At 68.3% G+C, this 18,879-nt stretch carries 20 protein-coding genes; 9 read left to right on the forward strand and 11 right to left on the reverse strand.

Annotated elements, in window-relative coordinates; all coding sequences use genetic code 11:
* Positions 1–58: 58 nt before the first annotated feature.
* The 3 genes from RS84_RS05270 to RS84_RS05280 are packed head-to-tail and all read left to right on the forward strand — an operon-like array spanning position 59 to position 3,304.
* Positions 59–1,333, forward strand: coding sequence for an alanine racemase (locus tag RS84_RS05270; RefSeq protein WP_045256728.1), 1,275 nt, complete (start codon positions 59–61; stop codon positions 1,331–1,333).
* Position 1,334: 1 nt separating this feature from the next.
* The gene (locus tag RS84_RS05275) at positions 1,335–2,066 is read left to right on the forward strand and encodes an IclR family transcriptional regulator (protein WP_045256729.1); all 732 of its coding nucleotides are present in this window, start codon (positions 1,335–1,337) and stop codon (positions 2,064–2,066) included.
* A 14-nt stretch (positions 2,067–2,080) separates the two neighbouring features.
* On the forward strand, positions 2,081–3,304 hold the full coding sequence (locus tag RS84_RS05280; RefSeq protein ID WP_045256730.1) for a class I SAM-dependent methyltransferase: 1,224 nt from the start codon (positions 2,081–2,083) through the stop codon (positions 3,302–3,304).
* A 129-nt stretch (positions 3,305–3,433) separates the two neighbouring features.
* On the opposite strand, the gene RS84_RS05285 is transcribed toward RS84_RS05280, so the two are convergent.
* Positions 3,434–3,781 (reverse strand): DUF6578 domain-containing protein, encoded by a 348-nt coding sequence (locus RS84_RS05285; RefSeq protein ID WP_045256731.1) that lies wholly within the window; start codon positions 3,779–3,781, stop codon positions 3,434–3,436.
* 324 nt (positions 3,782–4,105) lie between these two features.
* Between RS84_RS05285 and RS84_RS05290 the strand changes: the two genes are divergently transcribed.
* From RS84_RS05290 to RS84_RS05305, 4 genes are all read left to right on the forward strand, one after another.
* Positions 4,106–5,449, forward strand: a complete 1,344-nt coding sequence (locus RS84_RS05290) for a quaternary amine ABC transporter ATP-binding protein (protein WP_045256732.1) — start codon at positions 4,106–4,108, stop codon at positions 5,447–5,449.
* Positions 5,446–6,396 carry an ABC transporter permease gene (locus RS84_RS05295; RefSeq protein ID WP_045256733.1) on the forward strand — a complete coding sequence of 317 codons (951 nt, stop codon included), beginning with the start codon at positions 5,446–5,448 and terminating at the stop codon, positions 6,394–6,396. Before RS84_RS05290 ends, RS84_RS05295 begins: the two co-directional genes overlap by 4 nt.
* Complete coding sequence (locus RS84_RS05300; RefSeq protein WP_045256734.1) at positions 6,389–7,315, forward strand: glycine betaine ABC transporter substrate-binding protein; 927 nt, start codon at positions 6,389–6,391, stop codon at positions 7,313–7,315. Before RS84_RS05295 ends, RS84_RS05300 begins: the two co-directional genes overlap by 8 nt.
* A 156-nt stretch (positions 7,316–7,471) precedes the next feature.
* Positions 7,472–8,968 carry a lipase maturation factor family protein gene (locus RS84_RS05305; protein WP_045256986.1) on the forward strand — a complete coding sequence of 499 codons (1,497 nt, stop codon included), beginning with the start codon at positions 7,472–7,474 and terminating at the stop codon, positions 8,966–8,968.
* 183 nt (positions 8,969–9,151) lie between these two features.
* Here the strand turns inward: RS84_RS05305 and RS84_RS05310 are convergent, their stop codons facing one another.
* Genes RS84_RS05310 through RS84_RS05325 form a run of 4 tightly spaced genes read right to left on the reverse strand, consistent with a single transcriptional unit; the run spans position 9,152 to position 11,392 of the window.
* Positions 9,152–9,919, reverse strand: coding sequence for an ABC transporter permease (locus RS84_RS05310; RefSeq protein WP_045256735.1), 768 nt, complete (start codon positions 9,917–9,919; stop codon positions 9,152–9,154).
* The gene (locus RS84_RS05315; RefSeq protein ID WP_045256736.1) at positions 9,916–10,683 is read right to left on the reverse strand and encodes an ABC transporter ATP-binding protein; all 768 of its coding nucleotides are present in this window, start codon (positions 10,681–10,683) and stop codon (positions 9,916–9,918) included. Before RS84_RS05315 ends, RS84_RS05310 begins: the two co-directional genes overlap by 4 nt.
* A complete protein-coding gene (locus tag RS84_RS05320) occupies positions 10,680–11,048 on the reverse strand; it encodes a DUF1048 domain-containing protein (RefSeq protein WP_045256737.1) in 369 nt (122 codons plus the stop codon). The genes RS84_RS05315 and RS84_RS05320 overlap by 4 nt, the downstream gene beginning before the upstream one ends.
* Positions 11,049–11,050: 2 nt before the next feature.
* Positions 11,051–11,392, reverse strand: a complete 342-nt coding sequence (locus tag RS84_RS05325; RefSeq protein WP_045256738.1) for a PadR family transcriptional regulator — start codon at positions 11,390–11,392, stop codon at positions 11,051–11,053.
* Positions 11,393–11,535: 143 nt separating this feature from the next.
* On the opposite strand from RS84_RS05325, the gene RS84_RS05330 reads away from it, so the two are divergent.
* The gene (locus tag RS84_RS05330; RefSeq protein ID WP_045256739.1) at positions 11,536–12,129 is read left to right on the forward strand and encodes a DUF305 domain-containing protein; all 594 of its coding nucleotides are present in this window, start codon (positions 11,536–11,538) and stop codon (positions 12,127–12,129) included.
* Between the two features lie 125 nt (positions 12,130–12,254).
* A complete protein-coding gene (locus RS84_RS05335; RefSeq protein WP_200891979.1) occupies positions 12,255–12,731 on the forward strand; it encodes an adenylyltransferase/cytidyltransferase family protein in 477 nt (158 codons plus the stop codon).
* 12 nt (positions 12,732–12,743) lie between these two features.
* On the opposite strand, the gene RS84_RS05340 is transcribed toward RS84_RS05335, so the two are convergent.
* From RS84_RS05340 to RS84_RS05365, 6 genes are all read right to left on the reverse strand, one after another.
* On the reverse strand, positions 12,744–13,484 hold the full coding sequence (locus tag RS84_RS05340; protein WP_045256740.1) for an SGNH/GDSL hydrolase family protein: 741 nt from the start codon (positions 13,482–13,484) through the stop codon (positions 12,744–12,746).
* 159 nt (positions 13,485–13,643) lie between these two features.
* Positions 13,644–14,645: a magnesium and cobalt transport protein CorA gene (locus RS84_RS05345; RefSeq protein ID WP_045256741.1), complete on the reverse strand. Its 1,002-nt coding sequence runs from the start codon at positions 14,643–14,645 to the stop codon at positions 13,644–13,646.
* A 335-nt stretch (positions 14,646–14,980) separates the two neighbouring features.
* The gene (locus RS84_RS05350) at positions 14,981–15,541 is read right to left on the reverse strand and encodes a TetR/AcrR family transcriptional regulator (RefSeq protein ID WP_082062062.1); all 561 of its coding nucleotides are present in this window, start codon (positions 15,539–15,541) and stop codon (positions 14,981–14,983) included.
* 50 nt (positions 15,542–15,591) lie between these two features.
* The gene (locus RS84_RS05355) at positions 15,592–16,617 is read right to left on the reverse strand and encodes a Gfo/Idh/MocA family protein (RefSeq protein ID WP_045256743.1); all 1,026 of its coding nucleotides are present in this window, start codon (positions 16,615–16,617) and stop codon (positions 15,592–15,594) included.
* Positions 16,614–17,636, reverse strand: a complete 1,023-nt coding sequence (locus RS84_RS05360; RefSeq protein ID WP_045256744.1) for a Gfo/Idh/MocA family protein — start codon at positions 17,634–17,636, stop codon at positions 16,614–16,616. The genes RS84_RS05355 and RS84_RS05360 overlap by 4 nt, the downstream gene beginning before the upstream one ends.
* Positions 17,633–18,817 carry an ROK family transcriptional regulator gene (locus tag RS84_RS05365; RefSeq protein ID WP_045256745.1) on the reverse strand — a complete coding sequence of 395 codons (1,185 nt, stop codon included), beginning with the start codon at positions 18,815–18,817 and terminating at the stop codon, positions 17,633–17,635. Before RS84_RS05365 ends, RS84_RS05360 begins: the two co-directional genes overlap by 4 nt.
* Positions 18,818–18,879: the final 62 nt, after the last annotated feature.

The raw sequence follows: 18,879 nt of genomic DNA on the forward strand, positions 1-18,879 counted from the left end.
GCACATGCCCAGAGAGAGGAGTAGGTTCGACGCAGCACCAGGACCCCGGAGGAATCGGATGACACAGCAGCTTCTGCTCGACCGACTCGGCGCCGAGCGTCTCTCGGCGCGCGACAAGGGCATCCCCGAACGGGCGTTCGGGCTCACGGTCGACGCGTTCCTCGCGACCGGCCCGCGGCTCACCGAGTTCTGGACGCCTCTGATCGCCCTCGACGACGCGGCCATGCGCGACAACGTGACGCTCATGGCCGATTGGTCGGCCGAGCGCGGCCTCGAGCTCATGCCCCACGGCAAGACGACGATGGCACCAGCCCTGTGGCAGCGCCAGCTCGACGCGGGATGCCCCGGCATCACGCTCGCCAACATGGACCAGGTCCGCGTCGCCCGCACCTTCGGCCTCGGCGACATCATGCTCGCGAACGCCGTGATCGATCCCCGGTCGCTGCGGTACCTGGCCGCGGAACTCGCCGACCCCGACCTGTCGTTCGTCAGCTGGGCCGATTCGCTCGAGACGGTGGAGCGGATGCAGGGCGCTCTGCGTGAGATCGGCGTGCCGCGCCGCGTCGACGTGTGCGTCGAGCTCGGTGCGCCCGGCGGCCGCACCGGCGCCCGCACGGTCGACGAGGCGATCGAGATCGCGCGGGTGATCTCGGCATCCGACGTCCTTCGTCTGGCCGGCGTCGCCGGCTACGAGGGCAGCCTCGGGCACGACCGCTCGCCGGCCGCGCTCGCCGCGGTGCGCGCCTATCTGGAGAGCCAGATCGTGCTGCACGAGGCGATCGGCGACCTCTACGACGACGAGGGCGACGTCTTCGTGACGGCGGGCGGCAGCGCGTACTTCGATCTCGTGGCCGAGGCATACGCTCCGGCCATCGCACGGGATGCGCGCACGAGATTCACGCTCCGCTCCGGCGCATACATCGTGCACGACGACGGGTTCTACCGCGGCATCTCGCCGCTCGACGGCGACCGCAGCGACGGCGCGCGGCTGCGCTCGGCCATGCACGGCTGGACGAGGGTGGTCTCGCGCCCCGAACCCGCGCTCGCGCTGCTCGACGGGGGCAAGCGCGACCTGCCCTTCGACGAGGGTCTGCCCGAACCCCAGGGTGTCGCCGCCGACCTCGGCGCCCCGCTCGCGCCCCTGCTCGGCGCGACGATCTCGGCGATGAACGATCAGCACGCGTTCCTGCGGGGCGCCGAGGTGCACGTCGGCGACGTCGTGCGGCTCGGTCTGTCGCACCCGTGCACGGCGTTCGACAAATGGCACTATCTGCCGGTCGTGACCTCGGCGGATGACGACCGCGTCGTCGAGCTCGTGCGGACGTTCTTCTGACATGTCGCAGAGCGTGCGCAGGGCCGCCCTGATCGTCGATGCCATCTCAGCGCGGCCGCAGAGCGTCGCCGAGCTGGCCGCGGAGTTCGGGCTGCACCGATCGACCATGTTCCGCGAGCTGCAGACTCTCGAAGACGTGGGCTACGTGCGCCGCCGCGCCGACGGCGCCTACGTCCTGGCCTTCCATCTCGTCTCGCTCGCCCAGGTCGCCCTCGAGCATCTCGAACTCAGGAAGGCGGCGGCCGCTCCGCTGCGAGACCTGCACGAGGTCACGGGCAACACCCTGCACGTCGCGGCGCTCATCGACGACTCGATCGTGTACGTCGACAAGGCGGAGGATCAGAGCGGGATGCGCATGTACTCCCGCATCGGCTCGCGCGTGCTGCCGTACTGCACCGGCGTGGGCAAGGCCATCCTCGCCGACCTCGACGAGCATCGCCGGGATGCCGTGCTTGCGGGCACGGAATGGACCGCACACACCGCGAACACGCTCACAAGCAGGCGTGCACTCGACGCGGAACTCGACGTGGTCGCGGCCCGCGGCTGGGCGGTCGACGACGCCGAGTTCGAGGACTTCGTCAACTGCGTGGCCGTGCCGATCCGCGGCCCGCTGGGCGTCGTGGGCGCGCTCTCGCTCACGGCGGTCCGCGCCGTGCAGGATCTCGACGAGCTCGCGGTGCGCATCCCCCTGCTGCAGCGAACGGCGGCGCAGATCGCGCGCGAGGTCGGCTGACGTATCTTGGGGAGGTGCCCGACTTCCCCTATGCCCGCCTGAGAAGGCGGCCCGACGTCGAGGCCGAGAACCTGCAGGCCCACGACGCCACCGATGTGCTGCTCGTCGAGAAGGCGCTCGACGCCGGCGTTCCCGGCCACGAGATCGCCGTGATCGGAGACGAGTACGGCGCCATCACGCTGGCGCTCACGGATGCCGGGCTCAGCGGGGTGCGGGTGCATCAGGACCTCGTGACGGGCCGCAGAGCACTGGCGCTGAACGCGGAGGATCTCGGGCTGAGCGGATTCGTCTCCTGCGAGCTCGAGGCCGCGCTGCTCGAGGGCGCGCGGCTCGTGCTCCTGCAGCTGCCGAAGTCGCTCGCAGAGCTCGAGGAGATCGCGGATGCCGTGGCCCGATGGGCGGCCCCCGATGCGGTGCTGATCGCCGGCGGACGGGTCAAGCACATGACGCTCGCTCAGAACGAGGTGCTCGGCCGGTCGTTCGCCGAGGTGCAGCCGCAGCGTGCCGAGCGGAAGTCGCGGCTGATCGTCGCGTCGACTGCGCTGCCCGCGCCCGCATCCCCGCCGTTCCCGGTGACGGCGCAGCACGACGGACTGACTCTCGTCGCGCACGGCGGCGCCTTCGCCGGTCCTCGGCTCGACATCGGCACCCGCGTGCTGCTCGACGTCCTCGACCGCGAGACAGGTGCTCGCGGCACTCGGTCGTTGAGTGGCGACTCCCGGTCGTCGAGCGGGGAGCGAAGCGACGAGCGCCGTACTGAGCGAGCGGAGCGAGTCGAACTGACGACATGCGCCGCCCCGGCAGGGGAGAGCGTCGTCGACCTCGGCTGCGGAACCGGAGCCCTCGCGGTCTCCTACGCCCTCGCCCACCCCGAGGCCCGCGTGATCGCGACCGACCGCTCGGCGGCGGCCGCGGCATCCGCTCGCGCGACCGTGCTCGCGAACCGCGTGGAGGATCGCGTGAGTGTGATGCACGACGACGCCGGCTCCGAGATCGCCGACGGATCGATCGACGTGGTGCTGCTCAACCCGCCGTTCCATCTCGGCACGAGCGTGCACACAGGGGCGGCGACGCGCCTGTTCGAGGCGGCGGCGCGGATGCTGCGCCCTGGGGGCGAGCTCTGGACGGTCTACAACTCGTCACTCGGCTACCGGACCGAACTGACCCGCATCGTCGGCGCGACAGAGCAGGTCGAGCGCACGCCGAAGTTCACGGTGACGCACAGCATCCGGCGCTGACTCCTGCACATCCGAGGCTGACTCCTGCACATCCGAGGCCTCGATCGGGTCGAGCGCCGACTCGACGGTCTCGACGCCGATCTGCAGGCGATCGCGAAGCGGATGCCGCCCGGCTGAGGCGTCGTCGGCTCAGCCCCGCAGATCGAGGTCGACGAGGAAGCCGCTCGGGGGTCGTTCGTCGGGAACGCTCCACGGCACCGCGGACGCAGGAGCGATCTGAGCCGAACCCGCCACGGGGAAGCCGCCTTCATGGCGCAGCCTCACCGCCGCGATGGCGGTCACGACACCCATCCGCTGCGGCAGGGGCTCGTCCTCGTGGTGCATCTCGCGCGCGTCCACGGTCTCCGCGAGTTCCGCGCCGAGGGCGTTCGCGAGCCATGCGTCGATGCCGTAGGCGAGGCCGAGACTCACCTCCGATCCGACCTGGAACGGATCGCCGCAGCATCCCCAGTCCCACCCCGACAGCCAGATTCGCATGTCTGAGAGACTACTCGTGAAGCCCACCCATTCCCCCGGTCAGCCGCGGAAACCGAACAGCTTTCAGCGGCGCGGATTTGCCCCTGATCGGCCATTTCGTTATGTTGGTCTGTGGGCCTCACGGCCCAAGACCAGTCCGCGGCCGCGTCCTTCTTTCGATGAGCTGTGCTGCGAAGAGGCGTGGGCGTACGGTCGATGTTCTCTGCGAGGGATCCGAAATCCGTCGCCAGCGCCGCCACAGCCACGCACTCGAAACGGCCCCGTGAACGTCACCCGGGCGTAACCGAAGCGGGCTCGCCCCATAGGGCGCGCCGCGGGGGAAACGTGTCCGAAATCGCACTTGAAGCGCGCCATCTCTACAAGGTGTTCGGGAAGAATCCGAACCAGGCCGTTCGCCGGCTGAAGGCCGGGGAACGCCGTACCGACGTCACCGACGCAGGCACTGCCGCCGTCATCGACGCCGGCTTCACCGTGAACCGCGGTGAGATCTTCGTCATCATGGGGCTGTCCGGCTCCGGCAAGTCCACCATCATCCGCATGCTGAACGGGCTGCACGAGGCGACCGACGGCTCCGTCCTCGTCGCCGGCGACCCGATCACCGGCATCCCCGCCTCGCGTCTGCGCGAGATCCGGCGCGACCGCATCTCGATGGTGTTCCAGCACTTCGCGCTGCTGCCGCACCGCACGGTGGCCGCGAACGTCGCGTACCCGCTCGAGCTCAAGGGCACCCCGCGTGCCGAGCGTCTCGCGAAGGCCGAGGAGATCCTCTCGCTCGTCGGGCTCGAAGGGCAGGGCGAGAAGCTCCCCTCCGAGCTCTCCGGAGGAATGCAGCAGCGTGTCGGCATCGCCCGTGCGCTCGCCGCCGACACCGACATCCTGCTCATGGACGAGGCGTTCAGCGCGCTCGATCCCCTGATCCGCCGCGAGATGCAGGAGCAGCTGCTCGAGCTGCAGGAGAAGCTGCAGAAGACGATCGTCTTCATCACGCACGACCTCAACGAGGCGATGTTCCTCGGCGACCGCATCGCGGTGATGCGCGACGGACGTATCGTGCAGATCGGCACCCCGGAGGACATCCTCACCGACCCCGCGAACGACTACGTCGAGCAGTTCGTGCAGGACGTCGACCGCGCCCGCGTGCTCACCGCGTCGAACGTGATGGAGCGCCCCCGCCCCGTCGTCGCAGAGACAGCCGGACCCCGCACCGCGCTTCGTCAGATGCGCGACGCCTACATGTCGGCGACCTACGTCGTCGGCCGCGACCGCAAGCTCGTGGGCATCGTGACCGACCGCGATGCCGTCAAGCTCGTCCGCAAGGGCGAGACGACGCTCGCGTCGATCCTCAAGCCCGTGCCGCTCGCGGTCGACGAGAACGAGGTCCTGATGAACCTGTTCATCCCCGCCGTCGAGTCGCCCGTGCCGCTGGCGGTGACGGATGCCGACGGCCGACTCGTCGGAGTCATCCCCCGCGTCACGCTGCTGGCCGCCCTCGGCCCCGGCCCCGGAGCGACCGGCGAGCTCACGCTGCCGCTCATGCCGATGCCGCAGGCCGAGATCGACGCCGTGCTCGACGACGGCTGGACCGCCGAGCCCGCGACCTTCCCGGTCGTCGAGCGAGGTCTCGAGCGCCCGGATGATGCGACGCCGACCGAGGAGATCACCCGATGAACTTCCACCTTCCCATCGGCACCTGGGTCGAATCCGCCGTCGACTGGATCAAGTCCAACCTCGACGGCCTGCTCGACGTCGTCTCCTTCGTCGTGACCTTCCTCGTCGAAGGCCTCACGTTCCTCCTGCTGCTGCCGTACTTCTACGTCGTGATCGTGGTCGCCGCGCTCATCGCCTGGCTCGTGCGCTCGTGGCAGCTCGCTGTCGGCACCGTGATCTCCTTCGCGCTCATCGTCGCGATGGGCCTGTGGGTCCCCGCGATGCAGACGCTCGCTCTCGTGCTGGTCGCGGCGCTCGTCGCGGTGGTCATCGCGATCCCGCTCGGCATCTGGTCGGCCCGCAACCCCACGGTGCGCGCGGTGCTGAAGCCCGTGCTCGACTTCATGCAGACCATGCCCGCCTTCGTGTACCTGATCCCGGCGATCGTGTTCTTCAGCATCGGCGTGGTCCCCGGGCTCGTCGCCACCGTCATCTTCGCGCTGCCCCCTGGCGTGCGACTCACCGAGCTCGGCATCCGCGGAGTCGACTCCGAGACGGTCGAGGCAGGACAGGCCTTCGGCGCCACGCCCGCGCAGATCCTGCGCGGCATCCAGCTTCCGCTCGCCATGCCCACGATCCTCGCCGGCGTCAACCAGGTCATCATGCTCGCGCTGTCGATGGCCGTGATCGCGGGAATGGCAGGCGCTGACGGACTCGGAAAGATGGTCGTCGAGGCGATCTCGACCGTGAACATCGCCAAGGGCGTCGAGGCGGGGCTGGGCGTCGTGCTCATCGCCGTGTTCCTCGACCGTGTCACCGCGGCCCTCGGCTCGCTGGGGCGCCACCCCGGCTCGCTGCTGTGGACGCTCGCGCAGCGCCGCTCCGGACAGCGCGTCACCGCTGCATCCGCTCCCGTGGCCGATGCGGCCGACGTCCACACCGACGAGAAGGAGCTTCAGCATGCGTAAGTCCAGGATCATCAGCATCGCGGCTCTCGGAGTCGCGACATCCCTCGCTCTCGCCGGCTGTGCGACCGACGGCGCCGGTGGCACCAGCGGCCTCACCGGCGGCGGTTCGAGCACAGGCGGCGGCGACAAGGGCACCATCACCCTCGGCTACCTGCCCAGCTGGACCGACGGTCTCAGCACGGCGTACCTGCTGCAGGACCAGCTCGAGAAGCTCGGCTACGACGTCGAGATGAAGACGCTCACCGAGGCGGGGCCGCTGTACGCGGGGCTCGCGCAGGGCGACGTCGATCTCTACCCGTCGGCCTGGCCCGAGCTCACGCACGCCGAGTACATGAAGAAGTACTCCGATGACATCGAGGATCTCGGGGCGTACTACGACCACGCGAAGCTCACGATCGCCGTGCCCGAGTACTCCGACATCGATTCGATCGACGACCTCGCGGGCAAGGGCGCGGAGTTCGGCGGCAAGATCGTCGGCATCGAGCCGGGCGCGGGTCTGACCGCACAGGCGGGCAAGATGCTGTCGGCGTACGGTCTCGACGGCGAGTACTCGCTGCTGACCTCGTCGACCGCTGCCATGCTCACAGAGCTGAAGGCGGCCACCGAGAAGCAGGAGGACATCGTCGTCACACTGTGGCGGCCCTTCTGGGCCAACGACGCGTTCCCGATCAAAGACCTCGAAGACCCGAAGGGCGCGATGGGCGAGGCCGAGGGCCTGCACTTCCTGGGCACCAAGGGCTTCGCGGAGGAGTTCCCGGAGGCAGCCGAGCTGATCGAGAAGATCAGGCTCGACGACGAGCAGTACGGCTCGCTCGAAGACCTCGTCGTGAATAAGTTCGGCGAGGGCAAGGAAGCGGATGCCGTCGATGCCTGGCTCGAGGAGAACGGCGACCAGTTCGACTGGGTCGTCAAGGGCTGACCGCTTGTGCGGCGTGAGGCGTTTCGTCTCGCTTCGCTCGCTCAACGACCGAGGTCGCGGCTCCGGGTCATTGAGCGAGCGAGCGCAGCGAGCGAGACGAAACGCGCCACGCGCAACCCCCTGATCCGTGCTCGTCCCCAGGCGTAGCCTGTGGCCGTGGACGGGTTCGCTGCGGTCGATTTCGGCTTCGCCCGCGAGGTCCTGCAGAGGGGCATCGCGGCGCTCTACCTCGTCGCGTTCCTCTCGACGCTGAACCAGTTCCGCCCGCTGCTGGGCGAGCGCGGGCTGCTTCCCGCGCCGGCGCTGCTCGAATGGGTCGCGGCGCGCGAGACCAGGAAGCGGATGCTGAACCCCACGCTGTTCCGCCGCATCCGCTACACAGACCGCCGTCTCGTGATCCTGTGCTGGTGCGGCATGGCCGTCGCTGCGGCGCTCGCGGCCGGCATCCCGCAGCTCGGTCCGCCCTGGGTGCCGATGCTCTGCTTCCTGGCCCTCTGGCTCGGGTACATGTCGGTCGTCAGCATCGGGCAGACGTTCTACTCGTTCGGGTGGGAGATGCTGCTGCTCGAGGCCGGCTTCCTCGCGTCGTTCCTGGGCTCGAACGACCAGCCGCCGCCGACCGTGATCATCGTGCTGTTCTGGTGGCTGCTGTTCCGGCTGGAGTTCGGCGCGGGCATGATCAAGATCCGCGGCGGCCAGGAGTGGCGCGACCTCACCGCCCTGACCTTCCATCACGAGACGCAGCCGATGCCGGGGCCGCTGAGCAGGCAGGCGCATCTGCTTCCGCGGTGGTTCCACAAGGGCGAGGTCGTGGGGAATCACTTCGCGCAGCTGGTGGTGCCGTTCTTCCTGTTCGCGCCGCTTGTGAGCTGGGTCCCTGAGCCAGTCGAAGGGTGGCTTCCCGGTCCCGTGCCGCAGATCATCGGTGCGGTGGCCGCGGGCATCGTCATCGCGACGCAGACCTGGCTCGTGCTGACCGGCAACTTCGCCTGGCTGAACTGGGCGACCATCGTGATCGCCTTCTCGGCCATCGGCCTCCCGGGCATGGGCGCGCCTGTCCGACCGGCCGAGACCGCGTGGCCCTGGCTCATCGACGCGATCCCTCTGTACTGGTTCGTGATCACCTGCGCCGTCGGCATCCTCTGTCTCGTGCTCAGCTGGCCCGCGCTGCGCAACCTGTTCGCGCGCCGGCAGCTGATGAACGCCGGTTTCAACCGCTGGCAGATCGGGAACGCGTACGGGGCGTTCGGCACCGTGACGAAGGAGCGCGTCGAGATCGTCGTCGAAGGGTCGGCCGATGAAGACGGGGCGCAGTGGCACGAATACGAATTCAAGGGCAAGCCGGGTGATGTCAGACGGCTGCCGCGGCAGTTCGCTCCGTACCACCTGCGGCTCGACTGGCTGATGTGGTTCCTGCCGCTCGGGCGCTCGCTCGACGACTGGTTCACCGCTTTCCTCGTGCGGCTGCTCGAGGCGGATGCTCCGACCCTCGCGCTGCTGCGAGTCGACCCGTTCCGCGGCGAGCGGCCGCGGTGGGTGCGGGCCGTGTCGTACCGCTACCGCTACGCGACTCGAGCGGAGCGAAAGGCCGACGGCGTGATCTGGGTGCGGACGCGGCGACGGGTGCTTCTGGGGCCGTTCGGACTGAAGTGAGCCGGCCGCCGGCTGTTCACAATTCAGGAACAAAGGCGCCGGATCGGCCGCATCGGGCTCTGAAACCGCCGGCGGGATCGGCTCTTCCTGAGTTGTGAACAGCCGAGGCCGCCGCCGAGCGCGGCGAAACGCCCCGGCCGGGGATGAGACCCCGGACGGAGCGTTCCGTCTCGCTTGGCGCGATCAACTGATCTTCTTGCGGTACGAGACCATCGCCAGCACGTAGGCGACCACGAGGATGCCGACGCACCAGGCGACTGCCACCCAGATGTCCGATCCGACGGGCTTCTCGGCGAACAGCGCCTGGATGCTGTTCACGATCGAGGTCACGGGCTGGTTCTCGGCGAACCAGCGCACCGGCCCTGGCATCGTGTCGGTCGGCACGAAGGCCGAGCTGATGAACGGCAGGAAGATGAGCGGGTACGAGAACGCGCTCGCGCCGTCGACGGTCTTCGCGCTGAGACCGGCGATGATGGCCAGCCAGGTGAGCGCGAGGGTGAACAGCAGCAGGATGCCGATCGCTCCGAGCCAGGCGGCGACGCTCGCCCCGGTGCGGAAGCCCATCAGGAACCCCACCGCGAAGATGATCGCCAGCGTGATGATGTTCGCCACGAGCGACGTGATCACGTGAGCCCACAGCACGCTCGATCGGGCGATCGGCATGGAGTGGAACCGCTCGAAGATCCCGGACTGCATGTCGGTGAAGAGCCGGAACGCCGTGTAGGCGATGCCCGACGCGATCGCGATCAGCAGGATGCCGGGGAGCAGGTAGTTGACGTAGTTCTCCGTGCCGGTGCTCTGCTTGAGCGCCCCACCGAAGACGTACACGAACAGCAGCATCAGTGCGATCGGCGTGACCGCCGTGGTGATGATGGTGTCGGCGCTGCGGAAGATGTGCCGCATGGAGCGGCCGGTGAGGGTCGCCGTGTCGGCGACGAAGTGCGTGCTCATGCTGCGTTCTCCTTTCCGGTGCCGACCAGCGTGAGGAAGATCTCCTCGAGGGTCGGCTGCTTCTCGACGTACTCGACCTTGGCGGCGGGGAGAAGCTGCTTCAGGTCGGCCAGGGTGCCGTTCGCGATGATCCGGCCCTCGTGCAGGATCGCGATGCGGTCGGCCAGCTGCTCCGCCTCGTCGAGGTACTGCGTGGTGAGCAGGACCGTGGTGCCGGTGTTCGCGAGCTCCTTGACGACGTCCCACACCTCGATGCGCGCCTCGGGATCGAGGCCGGTGGTCGGCTCGTCGAGGTAGATGACCTCGGGGCGCCCGACCAGGCTCATCGCGATGTCGAGCCGACGGCGCATGCCGCCGGAGTACGTGCCGGCCTTGCGGCCGCCGGCGTCCGTCAGCCGGAACTTCGCCAGCAGGTCGTCGGCGATCCTCCCCGCGTCGGGGAGGTGGCGGAGCTTGGCCACCAGAACCAGGTTCTCCCGTCCCGTGAGCACCTCGTCGACCGCGGCGAACTGCCCGGTGAGACTGATGGACTGGCGCACTTCGAGGGGTGCCGAGGAGACGTCGTGACCCTGAACGGTCGCGGTGCCGGCATCCGCCTTCAGAAGCGTGGAGAGGATGCGCACGACGGTCGTCTTGCCGGCGCCGTTCGAGCCCAGGAGGGCGAAGATCGACCCCTTCTGCACCTCGAAGTCGACGCCGCGCAGCACGTGCAGGTCCTTGTAGGACTTCTGAAGGCCGCGTACCGAGATGGCTGCGTTCGTCATGACTCCTCCTGCTTCTTCGCGTCGTCGAACGCCTTGATGAGGCGTGCGCGCTCCTTGTCGATCCACTGCCGCCCGCCGTACGCCGCGGCGTAGTTCTCGGCGAACTCGACCGGGTCGTCGCCGACGATCGCGCTGACCGGGGTGCCGTCGAGCGCGGCGCGCTCCCACAGGTCTGCGATGTCGAGGAACATCTTCACGATGACGTCTCCGTCGGTGACGCCCCCGTAGTACATGTTGTAGCGCTGCTGGGCCTTCGCCATCTCGCGGTACGGCTCCGGCAGGGCGTTGATGCGGGCCTGGGCCTGCTTGTACTGCTTCTTCTCTTCGAGCGATCCGGTGATCGCTTCGATCCACTTCGCGGCCATGGTCAGTTCTCCTTGTTGTTCGTGGTGGTGTTCAGCTGTTCGATGTGCTGCGCGAGGAAGTTCCAGGACTTCCAGAACTCCTCGAGCTCGTCTCGGCCCTGCGGGTTGAGGGAGTACACCTTGCGCGGCGGACCCTTCTCGCTCGGGACCTTCTCGACGTCGACGAGGCTCTTCTGCTCTATGCGCACCAGCAGCGCATAAATCGTGCCCTCGGCGATGTCGGCGAACCCGTGGTCGCGCAGTCGCGTGGTGATCTCGTATCCGTATGCCGGCTGCTCGGCCAGGAGTGCGAGAACGACGCCCTCCAAGGTGCCCTTGAGCATCTCGGTCATCTGCTTGCCCATCAGGTCCTCCTTTCCTTGATGTCGGTACTCAGTGTTGCTGGGTACCAGTACAAAGTAACACTGAGTACCGGTACTTAGCAACACCGAATACCAAAACTCTCCCCACCGATCCATCAATACCCCCATGGGGTATCATTCGAGCTATGGAATCCAAGATCTCTGTGGCCGCTGCCGCCTTCGTCCTCGCCGGGACCATCGCTCTCGCCGGATGCTCGGGCCCCGCATCGAGCGATCATTCCTCCATGCCGGGCATGGAGCACGGTTCGTCGGCAGCGCCGGCATCCGGGGCGAACGACGCTGACGCGATGTTCGCGCGGATGATGATCGTGCACCATCAGCAGGCGGTCGAGATGTCCGACCTGGTGCTCGCCAAGGAGGGTGTCGACGGGCGGGTCCGGGATCTCGCAGAGCGCATCAAGGCTGCGCAGGCGCCCGAGATCGACAGGATGCAGGGCTGGCTGGACGAGTGGGGTGTCGATGCTCCGGACGACAGCATGGATCATGGCGACGGCATGATGACCGACGAGGACATGGCCGCTCTCGAGGCGGCATCCGGCGCCGAAGCCTCGTGGCTGTTCCTCGAGCAGATGATCGTGCACCACGAGGGTGCGATAGCGATGGCGCAGACGCAGATCGCCGACGGCGAGGATGCGGATGCCGTCGCGCTGGCGGAGAGCATCGCGGCTGCCCAGAGTGACGAGATCGCCGAGATGAGGAAGATCCTCGACTCGCTCTGACGCGTGGCGCCGCACTCAACGGAGCGAGCGCTGGTCGGCGCTCCCAGCTCCCCAGGAGTTCGGGCAGCAGTGGCTCGGATAGAGTTCTCGGGACATCGATGCCGAGATCAGAATCGGGAGATCACGTGGAAGCGCAGTCCGTGAAGAAGCACCAGGATTACAACCCGGGTCCGCGGGTGGGGATCACGTTCTCGACCTTCGACCTGCTGCACGCGGGGCACATCATGATGCTCGCCGAGGCGAAGCGGCAGTGCGACTACCTCATCTGCGGGCTGCAGATGGACCCCACTCTCGACCGGCCGGAGAAGAACGCCCCCACCCAGACCGTCGTCGAGCGGTACATCCAGCTGCGTGGCTGCGAGTACGTCGACGAGATCGTGCCGTACTCGACGGAGCAGGACCTCGAAGACATCCTGCGCTCTTTCAAGCTCGACGTGCGCATCGTCGGCGACGAGTACGAGGACCGCGACTTCACCGGCCGCACCTACTGCGAAGAGGCGGGTATCGAGCTGTACTTCAACAGCCGCGACCACCGCTTCTCCAGCTCCGGCCTGCGCAAGATCGTCGCCGCCAAAGAAGCCGAACGCACCGCCAACGCCTGAACGCGGCGCGGCTCAGGGGTTGAGTCTGGCCGCCTGGACGCGCGCCTCGAGCAGTGCAAGCGTGCGTGAGGGGTCGGGACGGATGCCGAGCTCCCGCGCCAGCTCGAGCGCGAGAGCGGCGTGACCTGCGGCGTTCGGGTGGAACGGGTCGCCCATCAGGCCCCATGGGACGCCACCGTGACCGATCGCGGTGAAGCGCGTGTGCTGGTCGACGAGGAGCGCATCCTCGGATGCGGCCACCTCGCGCACGGCCTCGACGAAGTCGACGATCCGCTCACGCCCCGGAGCGTTGGGCACATCGATCGACGGCGGAGTCTGCAGCACCACGATCGCCCCGAGGGCGCGAACCCGGTCGACGAACTCGCCGAGAGACGCCGCGAAGTCGGCCGGTTCGACCGTCACGCGGTCGGGTCCGGTCGAGAGGTCGTTGGTGCCGATCATCAGCGTCACGACGTCGGGGCGCCATGACGCGACCCGACGGTCGAAGTCGCCGAGGATGTCGGTGAGGCGGTGTCCGCTGATCGCCGAGTTGATCACGATGTCGCGCGTGCGGCCGAGCTCGCCGCGCACCAGCTCGTGCAAGTGCTCGGGGTAGCTCCGTGCGCCCTGCGTGTGCACGAGTCCGTGGGTGATCGAGTCGCCCGTGATCACCCAGGTGAGGGGTGCGGCGCCGCCGAGAGCCTCTGCGAGACGCCGGACATCGGATGCTGCGGAAGGGGTGGCGTCGGATGCGAGAGGTTCGGCGTTCGGCACGGCAAAGAGCCTAGCGTTCATGTCGGTGTCGCTCCCGCCCTCCCCGCACCTTCTGCTCACCGCACGACTGCACGGGATCCTGCCGAGTGCACGGGCCTTTCACGTCGAGATCCCGTGCACTCGGAGAGAGCACGGGATCTCGACGCGCTCGACAGATGCTCAGAGCCACTTCTTGTACTTGAAGACTCCGTACAGGCCGACGGCGAACGCCGCCATCGCACCGATCGCGAGCGGATAGCCGTAGGTCCAGTGCAACTCGGGCATGGCGTCGAAGTTCATGCCGTACACGGTTCCGACCAGCGTCGGCGCGAAGATGATCGCCGCCCACGAGGAGATCTTCTTGATCTCGTCGTTCTGCGCCAGGCTCGCGTCGGACTGGCGGCGCGACACCAGCGCGGAGTGCACGGTCAATGCGTTGTCGAGGATCGCGCGGAAGGAGTCGACCCGCTCGTTGATGCGGATGACGTGGTCGAGCACGTCGCGCAGCGAACGCTGAAGCTCCTCGTCGATGCGGTACTTGTCCGAGCCACGGCGGAGCCATTCCAGCATCCCCGCGAGCGGATGCACCGCCCGCTGGAAGTTGATGACCTCGCGGGAGAGCTGGTAGATGCGGCGGGAGAGGGCGTCGTCGTCGCTGTCGCCGAACAGCTCGTCCTCGATCTCGTCGATGTCGTTCAGCAGCCCGGAGACGATCGGCTCGTAGCCGTCGACGACCTCGTCGAGTATCGCGTACAGCACGGCCTCCGGCCCCATCGCGAGCAGCTCGGGGTTCGCCTCCATGCGCCGGCGCACGGCCCCGAGGTTCGGCGACTCGGCGTGGCGGATCGTCACGACGAAGTCGGGGCCGATGAACAGGTGCAGCTCGCCGAACTCGATCGATTCCTGCTCATCGCGGTAACGCGCGGGGCGCAGCACCGCGAAGAGCGTGTCGCCGTAGCGCTCGACCTTGGAGCGCTGGTGGCCCGAGAGAGCGTCTTCGACGGCGAGCGGATGCAGGTCGAACTCCCGCGCGACCGAATGCACCTCCTGGGGGCTCGGCCGGTACAGGCCGATCCACGCGATGCCGTCGACGGCGTCGAGGATGCGGTAGGTCTCGTCCAGGTTCTTCGGGGTCTCCACGCGACGTCCGTGGACGTACACGCCGTTGTCGATGAGCGCCATGATCAGGCTCCCTTTCCTGCAGGCGCACGCCGGGGTCGCCGGTGCGCGCAGATTCGTCAAGAGGCGGATGACGCCGCCGACGGCTGCGAGGATCAGGCCGGTGAGACGCGGAGCGAAAGCTCAACGCGTGAAGATGGCCATGCGCGACGCAGCGAGGGCGGCGTCGTTACTATCACCGGACATCGCCATCACCGCCTTTCGTGCACTCGGGGCCTGTGGCCCGATGCGACAGCTTACTCCTGCGAACAGGGCGGATGCTCTCAGGATGCGGAGCCGAATTGTGATACAACTGTATCGGTGTGCGTCCGCGGGGGGTCGTTCCGGCCCGGGCGCGATCAGGTCGGAGCGTTCGCGCGCAGGAGGTCCTCGGCGGTACGGGCGACGCGCTGGGGAAGCCGGTCCAACTCGTCGAGGGCCTCCGACATCATCCGCAGCCCGGTGAACGCGCCGATCAGGCGCCAGCCGAGATCGTCGACGTCGACCGCCGGATCTATGTCGCCGTCCGCGACGGCTTCGCGCAGCAGCGTGGTGATGGGTGCGATCCACCCCTCATAGAGCACGGGAAGCTCGGCCGGCACGAGATGCCGTTCCAGCATGAGGCGGCTGGATGCGCGGGAGAACACGTCGGCGACGTACTGGTCCGCTGCGTACTCGGCGACGCGGTACAGCATCCGCAGGCCACCCGTGAGCGGCGTGTCGGGCTCGAGGAAGCGGCCGTTGCGGAACGGATGCCAGGCGATCTCGGCCGCAAGCTCGGGCTTGGACGAGATGTAGTGCTGCAGCGCGTTGCGATGCATGCCGACGCGCGCGCCGATGGAGCCGAAGGTCGTCGCGGCGTAGCCCTTCTCCGCGAACTCCTCTGCGGCTGCACGGAGGATCATCTCGCGCCTGTTCATCCCGTCCAGGCTACGGGGTCAGGATCGCCCGAGCCACGGTGATTCCGCTCCTATCGCAGGGCGACGACCTCGCCGTGAAGGGCCGCGGACGCCTGGGCGGCCTTGACGATCTCGACCGTGCGGATGCCGACTCCGGCATCGGGCTGCGCCTGCCGCCCCTCTCGCACCGCGCGGACGAACTCGTCGAGCAGCAGGGCGTCGAGGTCGGCGCCGACCGGCATCCATGTCTCCCCATGCGCATCGTGCCCAGAGACGCCCTTGGCGAAGGGGCTGACGGTGAGGGTTCCGCGCTCGGCGATGATCTGCAGGGTGAGGCCGCCCCACGTGGCCGAGCTCATGGGCCAGCTCCAGGAGCAGTCGATCGTGGCGATCACGCCGCTGGGGTACCGGATCGTGACGAGTCCGCCGGTCTCGACCTCGAGTTCGCGATGCGAATGCAGGATGCCGTTGGACACGGCGCGAACGGACTGCGCGCGCTCGCCCAGCAGCTCATCCAGCAGGTCGGCGCAGTGCACGACGTGGTCGACCAGTGCGCCGCCGCCGGCGAGCTCCGGATCGGTGAACCAGGCCCGGTCCTGCGGGAGCTTGCCGTTGTTGACACCGGTGACACCGAGGATCTTCCCGAGACGACCGCTGCGCAGTTCGGCGATCGCGTCGCGCACGCTCGGTGCGAAACGCACCGGATAGGCGACCATCAGGATCACGCCGGACTGCTCGCAGGCATCGTGCATGGCGACGGCGTCCTCGATCGTCGTCGCCAGCGGCTTCTCGCAGAGCACATGCACCCCGGCGGCGGCCGCACGCTCGACGAGAGAGCGGTGCCGCGAGTTCTCTGCGGCGATCACGACCGCGTCAGGCTTCCAGGCGAAGGCGTCGTCGTAGGAGTCGACGTAGGCGACTCCGAGCTCGGCGGCCAGGGCGGCACCGCGGGGGGCGTCGTCGGGTGCCGCGGCTCCGTCGGGGTCGGCGGCGATCAAGTCGACCCCCGGCATCTGCTTCAAGGCCTGCACGTAGCTCAGAGCATGCGTGTGCGCGAAGGAGAGCAGGGCGATCCGCACCGGAACGTGAGCGGTCATCGGACGGCCTCCTGAATCTCGGCGACGGATCGTCCCGGCACGGCGAGTTCGACCGGAGCGCCGGCGGCGATCGAGGCGTACGCGGCCTCGGCCACGGCGACGGCCTCGATGCCGTCGGCCGGACTGACCCTGGCGTCACGGCCCTCTCGCAGGGACGCGACGAAGTCGGCGATCTCGGCGTAGTACGGGCTCTCTTGTGGCGACATCGGAGGCAGATAGTCGGTCGCGCCTCCTTCGAGGAGGAGAGCATCCGTTCGCGTCGTGTGGTCTTCTGCGCTGTCGTAGCGCAGGCGCCCCTCGGAGCCCGCGACCTCGACGCTGGTGCGGAAAGGCATGCCGGGAGCGCCCCAGCTGCCGTGGATGTGGCTGATGACGCCGTTGCGATGCGTGAGGACCACATGGGAGGTGACGGGTGCGGGAACGCGGTCGTCGATGGTCGGCGGGTTCTGCACCGCATAGACGGTCGCGACGGGTCCTGCGAACCACACTGCCTGGTCGATGTCGTGGATCATCAGGTCGCGGATGACACCGCCACCCGTGCTCTCCGAGAAGAACCAGGGTGTCTGCGGCGCCGATCCGGTGCGGCTGAATCGCTGCACGGCCAGGGTGCCGATGCGACCGGCTTCGACGTGTGCCTTGATCGCGGCGTATTCGCCCATGTACCGCACGACGTGGGCCGGGAACAGGCGCACTCCGGCCTCTTCGGCAGCGCGGGCGACGGCCGCCGCAGCCTCGGCCGTCGCCGCCAGCGGCTTCTCGCAGATCACGTCGAGCCCGCGGGCGATGGCGCGCAGCGCGAAGTCGGCATGAGTGCTGCTCGGTGTCACGATGTCGACGATGTCGACCAGCCCGAGCAGTGTGTCGACGTCTTCGACGAGGGTGAATCCGTAGGCGTCGGCGATCTCCGCGGCCCCCGCGAGCGAGGTGACATATCCCTGAGCGCCGAGCGCCCGCCAGGCATCGGCGTGCACGCGGGAGATTCCGCCCGCGCCGATGAGTCCGACCTTCAACGTGCTCACGGCTTCTCCTCGTTGTTCTCCGCGGTGGTCGTGCCGGTGCGGACCGGCTCGGGTGGCAGGGGCGTGATGGGGGGCGCCGGCATGTCGTCTATGCCGTAGACCTCGGCGGCCTGCCGCTGGAACGCATGCACGACTGCACCGTGCGCAGCCGCCTCCGCCCCCAGACGCGCTTCGGCGATCGGCACGTGGAACGGCAGGCCGAGATGGCCGGGCAGGGCGGCCCGCAGCGGGTCGAGCAGCTGCTCGTGAGCGGCGGAGAGTCCGCCCCCGATCACGATCATCGCCGGATCAACCGTCATGGTGAGCGTCGCGATGCCGTGGGCGAGCTCGTCGATGAACTCGTCGAGCTCCTGTTGCGCGGCCGGGTCGTCGCCGCGCGCCAAGGCGAACACCTCCGCTGCGGTCGATGCGCTGCGCCACGAGATCTGGCCGGTCTCGGTGTTCAGCCCGCGGAAAGCGAGCCTGCCGATGTCGCCGGCGGCGTTGTGGATGCCGCGACGGGGGCGGCCGCCGAGGATGAGTCCCATCGCGATGCGGTTGCCGACCGAGAGGTAGATCACGTCGTCGACCAGCTGCGCGACACCCAGGTGATGCTCTGCGACAGCGGCCAGACGCACACCGTTGTCGACCGCCACGGGGCATCCGAATGCGTGCCGCAGCTGTGCGCCGATGTCGATCCCCGACCACTCCGGGATGACGACCGACGTGGTCACGCGCCCTGCGTCGTCGACGATGCCGGGAAGAGAGACGCCGACCGCGCGGACCTTGGATGCGGGGATCGAGGCGTCGATGAGAGTGCGCCGCACGCAGTCGATCACGGCGGCGAGCTTGGACGCGCCGTCGGATTGCGCGGCGACGCCGGAGTAGCTGCGCTGCGCGATGACCAGACCGGCCAGGTCTGCCAGCACGACGCGCAGGCTCGCGACGCCGATGTCGACGCCCACCACGGTCCCGGCCGCAGCATGGAACGAATAGCGGCGGGCGGGTCTTCCGGCACCGCCGCCGTTCTGTGCAGGCGCATCCGCGATCAGCCCTGAATCGCTCAAGACGGTCACCGCATTCTCCACGGAGGTGCGCGAGATCTCGAGCGACCGTGACAGGTCGTTGACGGTTGCGGGACCGGCGTCGCGCAGCTGCAGTGCGCATCGCGCAACGATCGAGAGTGGGCGGGTGACGGCCACGTGCGGTCCCTCCTTCTTCTCTGTCGACGGGTGCGATCAAATTAGCACACCGAATTCTCAGA

The sequence above is a fragment of the Microbacterium hydrocarbonoxydans genome, assembly GCF_000956475.1.
GTDB classification, from domain to species: Bacteria; Actinomycetota; Actinomycetes; order Actinomycetales; family Microbacteriaceae; genus Microbacterium; species Microbacterium hydrocarbonoxydans_A.

What these genes read in the sequence shown, in the direction of transcription:
- RS84_RS05270 (WP_045256728.1), top strand. Translation starts at nt 59, where the DNA reads ATGACACAGCAGCTTCTGCTCGACCGACTCGGCGCCGAGCGTCTCTCG.
- RS84_RS05275 (WP_045256729.1), top strand. Translation starts at nt 1,335, where the DNA reads ATGTCGCAGAGCGTGCGCAGGGCCGCCCTGATCGTCGATGCCATCTCA.
- RS84_RS05285 (WP_045256731.1), bottom strand. Translation starts at nt 3,781, where the DNA reads ATGCGAATCTGGCTGTCGGGGTGGGACTGGGGATGCTGCGGCGATCCG.
- RS84_RS05295 (WP_045256733.1), top strand. Translation starts at nt 5,446, where the DNA reads ATGAACTTCCACCTTCCCATCGGCACCTGGGTCGAATCCGCCGTCGAC.
- RS84_RS05300 (WP_045256734.1), top strand. Translation starts at nt 6,389, where the DNA reads ATGCGTAAGTCCAGGATCATCAGCATCGCGGCTCTCGGAGTCGCGACA.
- RS84_RS05310 (WP_045256735.1), bottom strand. Translation starts at nt 9,919, where the DNA reads ATGAGCACGCACTTCGTCGCCGACACGGCGACCCTCACCGGCCGCTCC.
- RS84_RS05315 (WP_045256736.1), bottom strand. Translation starts at nt 10,683, where the DNA reads ATGACGAACGCAGCCATCTCGGTACGCGGCCTTCAGAAGTCCTACAAG.
- RS84_RS05320 (WP_045256737.1), bottom strand. Translation starts at nt 11,048, where the DNA reads ATGGCCGCGAAGTGGATCGAAGCGATCACCGGATCGCTCGAAGAGAAG.
- RS84_RS05325 (WP_045256738.1), bottom strand. Translation starts at nt 11,392, where the DNA reads ATGGGCAAGCAGATGACCGAGATGCTCAAGGGCACCTTGGAGGGCGTC.
- RS84_RS05330 (WP_045256739.1), top strand. Translation starts at nt 11,536, where the DNA reads ATGGAATCCAAGATCTCTGTGGCCGCTGCCGCCTTCGTCCTCGCCGGG.
- RS84_RS05345 (WP_045256741.1), bottom strand. Translation starts at nt 14,645, where the DNA reads ATGGCGCTCATCGACAACGGCGTGTACGTCCACGGACGTCGCGTGGAG.
- RS84_RS05350 (WP_082062062.1), bottom strand. Translation starts at nt 15,541, where the DNA reads ATGAACAGGCGCGAGATGATCCTCCGTGCAGCCGCAGAGGAGTTCGCG.
- RS84_RS05355 (WP_045256743.1), bottom strand. Translation starts at nt 16,617, where the DNA reads ATGACCGCTCACGTTCCGGTGCGGATCGCCCTGCTCTCCTTCGCGCAC.